Below are 11,884 nucleotides of genomic sequence, written 5' to 3' on the forward strand. Positions count from 1 at the left end.
TGAAAAATGTGTGTGAAACCACGAATATCAGCTTGCCGACCAACGTATTGCTTTTGCCTCTGAGCTAAGGAAGAATCCCCCCTTCCGTCCCCTAAAGGGGAAACGCAGGGAGTACAACCCCCTGCACCCCGTTACTCGCCGTAAGGCAGGCCCGGCAAAAATGCCGGGTGACCTTGAAAGTATGGGCAAATGGAGTCGCCTGTAAAGAAAAACGCTTGACAGGCTCTATTTAGGTGCGCCAAAAACAAGGCTGCCCACAGAATGGTTGACAGGTTTCGTTCATATCAACGGATTGTCTGTCCGTTACCTGCCATCTTCCCTGCGCCTGCACCCTCCTGTACACCCTCCTCTGCACCCTCCCGTGCATCGCGTTCGCTTCCCCCTCCCACCATGTCGGCTAATTAAACAAAAAGGACGGTTTTTTGCCTTCTGATCGCCCGCGCCGGCCTTCATAATGAAGATAAGCGTAAGAGCGTTTTCACGGGAAAAATCCGCCTGCCAAACCTATCGCACAAGGGAGTTGAAGGTATGAAGCTGCGCCATAACGACCATGTGGTCGGCTATTTGTTCTCCGCCCCGTTTATACTGGGCTTCCTTATTTTTACCGTGTTCCCGATGCTCTCCTCCCTCTATTATTCGTTTACGAACTTCAATCTGTTGACCGCCCCGGACTTCGTCGGCCTGGACAATTTCAGAAAGATGTTCACGGACGACGAAAAGTACTGGAACTCGGTCAAAGTGACGCTGCATTACGTCGTCGCCAGCGTGCCGCTCCGACTGGCGTTCGCGCTGCTCGTCGCCATGATTCTCAACAAGGCGGTAACCGGCATCGGGCTGTACCGCTCGGCCTACTACCTGCCCTCCCTGATCGGCGGCAGCGTCGCGGTTTCGATTCTCTGGACGCAGGTGTTCGGCGACCAGGGGCTGGTCAATTCCGCCCTCGGATTGCTGGGCATCGAATCGAACGCGTCCTGGATCGGCAACCCGAAAACGTCGCTCTGGACGCTGATCGCCCTGTCGGTCTGGCAGTTCGGCTCTTCCATGTTGATCTTCCTGGCCGGTCTCAAAAACATTCCCAAAGACTATTACGAAGCCGCCAGCGTCGACGGCGCCGGCTCCATCCGCCGCTTCTTCAAAATCACGCTGCCGCTGCTCAGCCCGATCATTCTGTTCAACCTGATCATGCAGACGATTTCCGCCTTCATGACCTTTACGCCCGCTTACATCATCTCCCGCGGCGAAGGCGGACCGCTCGACACGACGCTGCTCTACTCGCTGTATCTGTACAAACGCGCGTTCGAATTTTACGAAATGGGCTACGCGTCCGCCATGGCCTGGATCATGCTCTTCGTGATCGGGATTCTGACGCTGATTCTGTTCCAGACCTCCCGTTTCTGGGTTCACTACGAATCGAAAGGAGACCGCTAATATGGCGCATACGAGCAAACGCTGGAAGCCCTTTGTCTATCACCTTCTCGTCGGCGGTCTCGCGCTGGTGATGATCTACCCGATTCTGTGGCTGTTCGCCAGCTCGCTCAAGCCGAACGACGAAATTTTCGCCACCGCGTACAGCCTGATCCCCAGCCGCATCGAATGGAAAAACTACGCGACCGGCTGGGCGGGATTTGCCGGCAACTCGTTCGACACCTTTTTCAAAAACTCGTTCTTCATCGCGATTCTATCGACAATCGGCGCGGTCATTAGCTCCGCTCTGGTCGCCTACGGCTTTTCCCGGATCCGATTTTTCGGCAGAGGCTTCTGGTTCGCCTGCATGATGATGACGCTGATGCTGCCCCGGGACGTCACGATCATCCCGCAATACATCATGTTTTCGAAATTCGGCTGGCTGTCCTCGTTCAAACCGATCATCGTGCCGCAATTTTTCGGCATTCCGTTTTTCATTTTTCTGATCATGCAGTTTATCCGGACCGTTCCCGTCGACCTCGACGAAGCGGCCAAAATCGACGGCTGCAGCAAGTACGGCATTTTCTTCCGGGTCATTCTGCCGCTGACGTTGCCCGCGCTCGTGACGGCGGCGATCTTCTCCTTCTACTGGACGTGGGAAGACTTCTACCATCCGCTGCTGTATTTGAACAAGCCGGAGCTGTACCCGGTATCGCTGGCGCTCAAGCTGTTCCTGGACGGCGAGTCGCTTAACAACTGGGGCGGAATGTTCGCCATGTCCAGCCTGTCGCTCGTTCCGGTATTCATCATTTTCTTTCTCTTCCAACGGTATATCGTAGAAGGCATCGCCACCAGCGGTTTGAAAGGATAATTCAAATATGGAGGGAATCGACAACATGCCTGCACTGGTATTCGACGAAAATCACATCCGCCAAGTCATCGACCGGGTGGTCGGCCGCACGTTCCGCATGGACTTCAGTTGGGATTGGCCGGGAGGCGTCGCGTTTTACGGCGTTTGCGAGGCTTACAAGGCGACAGGCAATGAATCGTATTTGGAAAAAGTAAAAGCGTGGGTCGACGAAAATATGGAGGACGGACTGCCCAAGCTGTCGGTCAACGGCGTATCGATCGGGCATTCCTTGCTTACGCTTTACGAAGCGACCAAGGAGGAAAAGTATATCGCAACGGCCAAGAACATGGCCGAGTTTTTGGCGCATGAGGCGGCCCGGTTCGGCGACGGCATCCTCCAGCATACCGTCAATTCCGAAACGTACAACTTCCCCGAGCAGGCCTGGGTCGATACGATGTTCATGGCCGGGTATTTCCTGCTCCGCATCGGCGCGCTGCTGGACGACAAGGCGTATTTCGAAGACGGCCTGCGGCAATACCACGGGCACGAAAACGTGCTGCAGGATCCGGTCACCAACCTGTACTACCACGGCTGGGACAACATCGCGGGCAACCATATGTCCGGCATATACTGGGCCCGCGGCAATGCGTGGGCGGCGCTGACGATGGCGCGCGCGCTCGAAATCGTGCCGGTCACGCATCCTTCCTTCATGGTGATCGAAGGCTCGCTGCGCGACCAGCTCAGCGCGCTCGTCCGGCTGCAGGACCCGGACACCGGACTTTGGCATACGATCGTCGACGACCCGGCCTCGCCGCTGGAAACGTCCGGCTCCGCCGGCATCGCCTGCGCGCTGCTGACCCGGGGCCGCTTGTACAACAAATACACCCAGAAGTCGATCGGCGGCATTCTTTCCAAAATCACCGAGGACGGCACCGTCACCGGCGTGTCCGCCGGCACGGCCGTCATGAAGGACGCCGACGGCTACCGGAACGTGCCGGACAAGCGCATCCAGGGCTGGGGCCAGGGGCTTGCGCTGGCCTTCCTGTCCGAGCTGCTGAACGTGAAGAACAATCCGTATTGACGGCAACAAGCAAGCCGCGAGCGCCTGCACGGCAGGGCCGCGGTTTTTTTATCGCTTGGGGCAGGGCCAGGCAAAACTCGGGCGCGGGCCGCATGGCCGCATAGCCGCATCCGCATCGCCTTATTGATAGGTTACTAGCTTCGCAAGCGGAGACGAATTCGGAATGACGTGATAGTACGTTGTTCCGGGGACGAAGGGCAGCTCGACTCCGTCTTTTACGAGACGGACGATATCGCCCTTCTCCCGCTTCCACTCGCAGGCGATGACATGGCCTTGTTGAAACAGCAGCGCGTCTCCCCCGCTTTTCAGATCGATTTCCAGCCGTCCCGCGTTGTCGTACACCCGGTGCTTGGCCGAGATCATGACGAGATTGGCCGCCGTAAGCTGCTCTCCGTTGTTCAGATCGGTATGGGGCTCGCCGTTGATCGAACGGACGTACAGTCCTTTGGCCGGATCGTAATGATAGGCGACTTTGTAGCTGTCGAGCTGGAACTTCACCTGAACGTCGGTCGCCGCTTCGGTTCCGGACAGATCGGGCGCGGAACTGAACCGAAGCTGCGGCACGTTCGCCGTTTCGCTGTGCCCCAGCTTGACCGCGCCTTCCCGGAGCTTCTCTTGCGTAGAGTACAGATTGTGCGGCGCTTTCCGGGACTTGTCCCGGTAAAAATACGCGCCCGCGTTGTTGATTTCGTCCAGGTCGGCTTTGCCCGAATGCTGCAGCAGCGCCAGCGCGTCGTTGCTGGCTCCCGCGTGGACAAGAACGGCGCCGTACGATTCGCCGATGTCGATCATATAAGGGCGAATGCTGCGAATCGGACCGATCGGGTCGCTGAACGCCGAGCTTTGGAAAATCGTCACCAGTCTCGTAATGCCGCCCTCCGCCAGCACCTCCCATACGATATCCGCCTGCGAGAGTCCGGACTGGGGCCGGGCCGGCTTCAGGTTGTTGATCATGACCGCGAGCGGACGCTTCGTCACTTCCTCCTGGACGGGCATCCCGGTCAGAGGGGCGATAAATGCCGCGGTTGGCGTCCCGGACGCTTCCGTGGAAGCGGAGGCGGTCCTATTCGGCGCCGGCGCGGACGTATCGGCCGCAGACGGCTTGCCGCCCGCTCCTCCCCCGCATGCGGCCGAAACCGCAAGCCCCGCCGCAAGCGCGGCTCCGAACGCCATGCGCATCATCTTGCGCCCAATGTTGCTTTTCATCTCGATTCCTCCGTCGCGGAATTTTCTTCCTTTTCTATTAAACCATAAAAATAATCGGAAGATAGAGCCAATCCGCGTTTTTGTTGTTTTCGGAACCGGGCTTGACGTACGGTCCTTTTTCGGCTAAGTTATATACATGACTATATAACTATATGTGTATAGAGGGGATGGGTTCGATTAAGGCGGTGAACTTCCGATGAGCACGGCATTTGACAACAGCAAGCCGATTTTTCTGCAGATCCGCGACCGGATCGAGGATCAGATCGTGAACGGCCAGTTGAAGGAGCAGGATCAAGTGCCGTCGACCAACCAGCTGGTCCATTTCTACAAGATCAATCACATTACCGTGTCCAAAGGGATCAATTTGCTAGTCGAGGATGGAATTCTTTACAAAAAAAGAGGGGTAGGCATGTTTGTCGCGGAGGGAGCAAGAGAAAAGATTGTCCAGAAACGAAAGGCCGCTTTTCTAGACGAATATGTCCGGCCGATGGTGCTGGAAGCGGAAAAACTGGGCATTTCCGAATCCGAGATGGTTTCCCTTATCAAGCAGGCAAAAGGACGTGATCAAGGATGAGGCTGGGTGTGGAAGTAAACGGAGTAACCTTGAAACACGGCGCTTTCGAAGCGCTGCACAACATCTCTTTTCGCCTGGAGAGCGGCAAAATTTGCGGGCTTGTCGGACGGAACGGCGCCGGCAAAACCTCGCTTCTCTCCCTGCTCGCTTCCTTTCGCGAACCGACGGCGGGATCGATCCGGATCGGCGGCGAGGATCCCTTCGAAAACGCGAGGATCATGCCGCACGTTACGTTCGTTTATGCGGAAGACCTCCGCGGCGAAACCGAAAACGTACAAGGAATGCTCGAAGCCGCTAAGCGGTATCGGCCGCATTTCGATTCCGGGTACGCCGAAGAGCTTGCGCAGCGGTTCGAACTGCCCATGAACAAACCGGTCCATGAGCTTTCCCGCGGGATGCAGTCCGCGCTGAACGTCACGATCGGCCTTGCCAGCCGCTCGCCGGTGACGATTTTCGACGAAGCTTATCTCGGCATGGATGCGCCGACCCGGGAACTCTTTTACCGCGAATTGCTGGACGATCAGGCCCGGCATCCCCGAACCGTGATTTTGTCCACGCACCTCGTGTCCGAAATGGACTACCTGTTTGACGAAGTCATCATCCTCCATAAAGGAAAGCTCGTCCTTCACGAAGACTACGAGGATTTGATCAGCAAGGGGGCGTCGGTTACGGGGCCGTCCAAGGCCGTAGACGAATTCGTCAAAGGCATGAAACAGCTTCACGCGCAGCAGCTCGGCGATACGAAATCCGTCGTGGTCTACGGCAAAATCGCGGACGAAACCCGGCTTGCGGCCAGAGAGCGGCAATTGGACATCGGCCCGGTGTCCCTGCAAGATTTATTCATCCATTTGACAAGCGAGGAAGAATGATATGAAAGCCAAATCCAACATCCCCAAAGTCGCGTTCGATTTGTTCGCCCTGCAACTCGCATGGTCGTTCTGGTTTATGGTGTTCGTGCTGCTCGCCTACCTGGTCATGCTGGCCATCGGTTCCGCGCATTCGGACTTTCTGAATTTCGCCTACCGCCCGGCCAAAGGCTATATGCTGGTGATCGGGATCAGCTCGGCCTCGTCTTTTTTAACCTTTTACGTCAAGCACGGAGTCACGCGCAGAGACTGCTTCGCCGGTTCGGCCATCGCTTCGGTGCTGCACGCCGCTACGCTCGCGGCGATTCTGGGAATCGGAACGGGGCTGCAGTATCTCCTCTTTCAGACGCCCTCGCAAGCATCGGCGTTACTGGACGTTCGCGAGAGCTGGCTTTCGGCCCTGCTGATTTTCGGGATCAATATTCTGACCTACTACATCGCCGGCTGGCTGATCAGCGTAGGCTTCTACCGCAACGGATGGCCGCTTGGGATCGGCTTTATCGCGCTTGCCCTCCTGATTGTAGCGGCGGCCAATATCTTCTGGGAGTCGGAGCTGCAAGGCCGTCTGTCGCGGCTGCTCCCGCTGGACCCGTCCGGCATTCCGCCGCACATCTCTTACCTGGGGACGATCGTGATGCTGGGCCTGGCTTTGGCGATCATTCGCCTGTGCACGAGAAGAATCGTCATCCGGATGAAATAGCGGCGGGCAAAACGGACCGAACCTATTGGCATATGGCTTCCGTGTCGTATATAATAGAATAAGCGATAATTTAAAGGCAATGCTACCGGTACAGGTACAACCTCGGCGGGTATTTAACGGGGTTGTGCCTTTTTTGTTTGCCCCGTTCCCGCGGATTATCGAATTCCCATCTTGCGAAGGAGTGCTGGTCATGCTGCGCGAAGCGATTTATCACCGTCCCAAACAGAACTGGGCCTACGCCTACGACGGGAAGACGATCCATCTGCGCGTTCGCACGAAACGCGGCGATATGGATGCGGTCAACGCCATCGTCGGGGACAAATACGCCTGGGAGCGGACGAGGCGCGTTGCGCCGATGCGGCGGTTTGCGTCGGATGAGCTGTTCGATTACTGGGAAGCGGCGGTGGAGCCCCCTTTCCGGCGTCTGCGCTACGGCTTTCATTTCGTTCAAGGCGACAAGGAGCTGTATTTGACGGAAAAGGAATTCCGCCCGACCCCGCCGGAAAACAGCCTGGAGCTGTTCGACTTTCCGTTCATTAACCCGGCCGATGTGTTCACCCCTCCGGCATGGGTGAAGGATGCGGTGTTCTATCAGATTTTCCCGGAACGGTTCGCCAACGGCGATCCTTCCAACGATCCGGAAGGCGTGCTGCCCTGGGGCGGCAAGCCGACGCCGACGAACTTCTTCGGCGGGGATTTGCAGGGCGTGCTGGATCATCTGGACCATCTGACGCGCCTTGGGGTAAACGCCATTTATTTCAATCCGCTGTTCGAAGCGACGACGAATCACAAATACGACACGAAAGACTACTTGAAGGTCGATCCGCACTTCGGCACCAACGAGAAGCTGAAAGAGCTCGTCGCCGCCTGCCACGAGCGCGGCATCCGGGTGCTGCTCGACGCCGTGTTCAACCATTCGGGGCGCGAATTCCCGCCGTTTGTCGACGTGCTGGAAAAAGGGGCCGCTTCCCGGTATGCCGACTGGTTCCACGTCCGCGAATTCCCGCTGCGGGTCGTGGACGGCATTCCCACGTACGACACGTTCGCCTTCGAGCCGATCATGCCCAAGCTGAACACGGAGAACCCCGAGGTCAAGCAATATTTGCTCGACGTCGCCCGCTACTGGATCGAGGAAGTCGACATCGACGGCTGGCGGCTCGACGTGGCGAACGAGGTCGACCACAAGTTCTGGCGCGAATTCCGCGATACGGTCAAGTCCATCAAGCCGGACGCCTACATTCTGGGCGAAATCTGGCACGATTCCATCATGTGGCTGCAGGGCGACCAATTCGACGCGGTCATGAACTATCCGTTCACGAACGCGGCGCTCGATTTCTTCGCCACGGGGAAGATCGACGCCCGCAAGTTCGCGAACGCGATCGGCTCGCAGCTTGCGGCGTATCCGCAGCAGGTGACCGAGACGGCGTTTAACCTGCTCGGCAGCCACGACACCCCGCGCCTGCTGACGAGATGCGGCGGCGAAGTCGGCCGGATGAAGCTGGCGACGCTGTTCAAGCTGACATACCCCGGCACCGCCTGCATTTATTACGGCGACGAGGTCGGCATGACCGGCGGCGACGATCCGGGCTGCCGCGAATGCATGGTGTGGGATGAGGAGAAGCAGAACAAGGAGCTGCTTCAGTTCTTCATCGACGCCATCCGCCTGCGGAAAAACCACGCCGCGCTGCGGAGCGCGGACATCCGCTTCCTTCAGGCGGAACCCGGAAGCCGCGTGCTCGTATATGAGCGGCGCGCGGCGGACGACGAGCGGTTTATCATCGCGATGAACGCGGACAAAGAATCGGCCGACGTCTCCGTTCCCGCGGAAGGAAGCTGGGCGGACGCGTTTGACGGCAAGACCGTGCCGCTCGAGGGCGGCCGGTTGAAAGCGAAGCTGCCGGCCTTCGGCTACGCCGTTTGGCGGCAAGTCTCAAAGTAAAGAGCCCCGTCCCCGAATCACGCTCCATATCTGACGCATCGCTGCGGCGATGCGTCATTTTTGTTTCCATGAACAAGTCACTCACTTCTCTGGGCGTATGTGCATACGATGCAAAGAAAGGTGGTGAGCAACATGAAGGACGGTTTCGCAAGACCGCACGACGAAGAAAGCGCCCTCCGGGAATGGAAAAGCAAGCGGCGGGCCCGGATCGTCCAACAGACGCTGACCGGCGCCTCGCCTGTCTTTTTGCTCGCTGTGTGGGAACTGCTGTCCCGGACCGAGCTGATCGATTCCCGTTTTTTCCCGGCCCCCACTTCGATCGTCGGAACCTTCTTCGACATGATCGCCAGCGGAGAAATGCTGTCGCACGTATCGATCAGTCTGCTGCGCATCGCAGCCGGCTTTCTGCTCGGCACCGTCCCGGCGGTGATGCTGGGGCTGATGATGGGCATGTACCGGCCGATGAAGGCTTTCTTTTCGCCGCTCTTGATGGCGCTCATGCCGATTCCGACGCTGGCGCTCATGCCGATCATCGTGATCCTGTTCGGGATCGGGGAAGGGTCCAAGATCGTGACGATCGCCGGGAGCGTGTTTTTTCCCGTCGTCATCAATACGGCCGCAGGCGTCGCCAATATCGACCGCATCTACATCGACGTCGCCAAAAACTACGGCGCTTCGCCCAAAGCCTTTTTCTTCAAAATCGCGCTGCCCGGGGCGCTTCCCGTCATGATGGAGGGCATCCAGATGGGCCAGGCGATCGCCCTGCTGACGATTGTCGCCGCGGAAATGATCGGCGCCCGCGAAGGAATCGGGTACTTGATCTGGTCGTCGTATAAGCTGTTCCTGTTCGAGCCGATGTACGTGGGCCTTATCCTCATTTCCTTTTTCGGATACATGTTCTCGCTCCTGCTGCGGTGGTTAAAGAACAGGCTCGTGCCCTGGCAGTAAGATCTACAGAAGAAAGGGGACCGTCCACGTGCATGCGCCCGAAGCCAAAATCGCCATTGAGGGGATCGCGAAAGTTTTCTACAAAAAGAAACAATCCATCCTCGCCCTGCAGGACATTACGCTTCGCATTCGAGACGGCGAATTCGTCACGCTGCTGGGTCCGAGCGGCTGCGGCAAAACCACGCTGCTCCGCATTCTCGCCGGACTGGAGAAGCCGAGCGCGGGACATTTCGACGTGCGGAGAACGGATGAGCAGAAGCCGCTGCAGTCGATGATTTTCCAGGAAAACGGCGTCATTCCCTGGATGACCGTCGAGCAGAACGTCGCCTTCGGGCTGAACTTGCGGAAGCTGCCGGCGAAGCTCGTCAAGGAGCGAACCCACTACTACCTGGAGAAGACGGGACTTACCCCGTTCGCGAAGCTGTACCCGAAAGAACTGTCCGGCGGCATGAAACAGCGGGTCAGCATCGCCCGGGCGTTCGCCAACGATCCGGAGCTGCTGCTGATGGATGAACCGTTCGCCGCGCTCGACGAACAGAACAAATTCATTTTGCAGGAAGAGCTGCTAAGAATTTGGGAGGAGCACCGCAAGACCGTGGTGTTTATTACCCACAGCATCGACGAGGCGATTCTGGTGAGCGATAGGATCGTGCTGATGAGCGCCCACCCCGGCCGGATCGTCGCCGAGAAACGGATCGACCTGCCGCGCCCCCGTTCCGTGGAGCAAATCCGCTCCGATCCCGGAATGGCGCAGCTTTTCGTAGAGATCTGGAATCATCTCCAGCGGGAAGTGCAGGGGGCAAGGAGTGAATTTAAACCGTGCAAAGGATGATTGGGATGGAAAAAAGCTTGTCTGCCCTCCTGGCCATGTTCGTGCTGCTTGCGGCCATTCTGGTCGGGTGCGGCAAAAACGGCGGAAACGGCGCCGGCGAAGCCTCGCCGACGCCGGCTGCCTCGCCCTCCCCCGCTTCCGGGGAGACCGCGCCGTCCGGAGACCTCGAGCCGCTCAAGGATAAAACCAAAGTCCTCATCGCCGAGGACGGCGCCGCGTCCGGAGCCGGCTTCTACATTGCGGACGCCAAAGGGTATTTTGCGGACTACAACATTGAAGTGGAGTTCACCTCGTTCTCCAACAGCGACGACATGCTTCCCGCTCTGGCGGCCGGCCAAATCGACGTTGCCGGCGGCATATCGACGGCGTCGTTTTTCAACTCGATCGCGCAAGGCATCGACGTCCGGATGATCGCCGACAAAGGCCACAACAACAAAGGCGCGTCCTACTTCACCTTCGTCATCGACAAAGACTTGGAAGGGACGATCAAGGACTACCCCGATCTGAAGGGCAAACGGATCGCCGTTTCGGCGGAAAACGCGGTGGACGACTACATTTTCTCGCAGATGCTGGCCGCAAACGGCATGAAGCGCGACGACGTGGAATTCGTGCTCATCTCCGACTTCGCCAACATGCTGGCCGCCATGAGCAACAACACGATCGACGCGGCGCTGAACATCGAGCCCCTTATCGCCAAAGGCACGGCGGAGGGCATTCACGTCAAATTCAAAGACGCGACCGACTTCGCCCCCGAAGCGCAAATCGCAATGGTGCTCGGCTCGCCGAAGTTCGTGGAAAACCGCGACGTCTCCCTCCGCTTCATGCTGGCCTACATCAAGGCGTTGCGGGATTACAACGACGCCTTCGTGAAGGGGACCGGCAACCTGGACGAAATCATCACCATCATGACCAAGTACACCGCCCTCAAAGACAAGGAGATTTGGAAAAAAGTCAACGTCACCGGCCTCAATCCGAACGGACAAATGTTCATCGACGACATCAAGTCGCAGTATGAATGGTACAAAAGCAACGGCGCGCTCGCCGGAGAAGTCGACTTAAGCAAAGCCATCGACACGTCGCTGACGGATGAAGCGGTGAAGATTTTGGGAGAGTACAAGTGAGCCTTGCAAAGGCGTCCGCCACGGCGGGCGCCTTTGTTGCATGCGGCGGTTGGCGGTGCTGGTTGTGTGGGGGATTTGTCCGGGGGATGTTGTGCGGGGGATGGTTGTAAGCGCCGAACAGCATGACCGCTGCACATTGCGGCCCGGGGCTTCTTGACCGCTGAGCATCGCGACTCGACGCGATGTAGGGTACTGGGCGGACTTCTTGGCGGCTATGCACCGCGGCTCGGGGCAAAGTAGGGTACTGGGCGGACTTCTTAGCGGCTGTGCACCGCGGCTCGGGGCAATGTAGGGTACTGGGTGGACTTCTTGACGGCCGAGCATCGCGACTCGACGCGATGTAGGGTACTGGGCGGACTTCTT

The 11,884-nt window shown here is 58.1% G+C and carries 11 protein-coding genes; 10 read left to right on the top strand and 1 reads right to left on the bottom strand.

Features of this window, described 5'->3' with window-relative positions:
* Positions 1-528: 528 nt before the first annotated feature.
* The 3 genes from F560_RS0121115 to F560_RS0121125 are packed head-to-tail and all read left to right on the top strand — an operon-like array spanning position 529 to position 3,335.
* Positions 529-1,428 (top strand): carbohydrate ABC transporter permease, encoded by a 900-nt coding sequence (locus F560_RS0121115; RefSeq protein ID WP_019007724.1) that lies wholly within the window; start codon positions 529-531, stop codon positions 1,426-1,428.
* 1 nt (position 1,429) lies between these two features.
* Positions 1,430-2,275: a carbohydrate ABC transporter permease gene (locus F560_RS0121120; protein ID WP_019007725.1), complete on the top strand. Its 846-nt coding sequence runs from the start codon at positions 1,430-1,432 to the stop codon at positions 2,273-2,275.
* Between the two features lie 25 nt (positions 2,276-2,300).
* Positions 2,301-3,335 (top strand): glycoside hydrolase family 88/105 protein, encoded by a 1,035-nt coding sequence (locus tag F560_RS0121125; protein WP_026298456.1) that lies wholly within the window; start codon positions 2,301-2,303, stop codon positions 3,333-3,335.
* 120 nt (positions 3,336-3,455) lie between these two features.
* On the opposite strand, the gene F560_RS0121130 is transcribed toward F560_RS0121125, so the two are convergent.
* The gene (locus tag F560_RS0121130; protein ID WP_019007727.1) at positions 3,456-4,541 is read right to left on the bottom strand and encodes a DUF3048 domain-containing protein; all 1,086 of its coding nucleotides are present in this window, start codon (positions 4,539-4,541) and stop codon (positions 3,456-3,458) included.
* 196 nt (positions 4,542-4,737) lie between these two features.
* On the opposite strand from F560_RS0121130, the gene F560_RS0121135 reads away from it, so the two are divergent.
* The 7 genes from F560_RS0121135 to F560_RS0121165 all read left to right on the top strand — a co-directional run bounded on the left by F560_RS0121135 (position 4,738) and on the right by F560_RS0121165 (position 11,521).
* Positions 4,738-5,115, top strand: coding sequence for a GntR family transcriptional regulator (locus tag F560_RS0121135; protein ID WP_019007728.1), 378 nt, complete (start codon positions 4,738-4,740; stop codon positions 5,113-5,115).
* Positions 5,112-5,984, top strand: coding sequence for an ATP-binding cassette domain-containing protein (locus tag F560_RS0121140; RefSeq protein ID WP_026298457.1), 873 nt, complete (start codon positions 5,112-5,114; stop codon positions 5,982-5,984). The genes F560_RS0121135 and F560_RS0121140 overlap by 4 nt, the downstream gene beginning before the upstream one ends.
* A 1-nt stretch (position 5,985) precedes the next feature.
* The gene (locus F560_RS0121145; protein WP_019007730.1) at positions 5,986-6,681 is read left to right on the top strand and encodes a hypothetical protein; all 696 of its coding nucleotides are present in this window, start codon (positions 5,986-5,988) and stop codon (positions 6,679-6,681) included.
* Between the two features lie 190 nt (positions 6,682-6,871).
* Positions 6,872-8,620, top strand: a complete 1,749-nt coding sequence (locus tag F560_RS0121150) for an alpha-glycosidase (protein ID WP_019007731.1) — start codon at positions 6,872-6,874, stop codon at positions 8,618-8,620.
* A gap of 132 nt (positions 8,621-8,752) precedes the next feature.
* Positions 8,753-9,568: an ABC transporter permease gene (locus F560_RS0121155; protein WP_019007732.1), complete on the top strand. Its 816-nt coding sequence runs from the start codon at positions 8,753-8,755 to the stop codon at positions 9,566-9,568.
* Between the two features lie 28 nt (positions 9,569-9,596).
* Entirely contained in the window at positions 9,597-10,400 is an 804-nt protein-coding gene (locus F560_RS0121160) for an ABC transporter ATP-binding protein (RefSeq protein ID WP_019007733.1), read from the top strand.
* A gap of 5 nt (positions 10,401-10,405) precedes the next feature.
* Positions 10,406-11,521 (top strand): ABC transporter substrate-binding protein, encoded by a 1,116-nt coding sequence (locus F560_RS0121165; RefSeq protein ID WP_019007734.1) that lies wholly within the window; start codon positions 10,406-10,408, stop codon positions 11,519-11,521.
* The last annotated feature ends 363 nt before the right edge of the window (positions 11,522-11,884 follow it).

Origin of the sequence: Cohnella laeviribosi DSM 21336 (genome assembly GCF_000378425.1) — a bacterium.
Lineage (GTDB): Bacteria > Bacillota > Bacilli > Paenibacillales > Paenibacillaceae > Cohnella > Cohnella laeviribosi.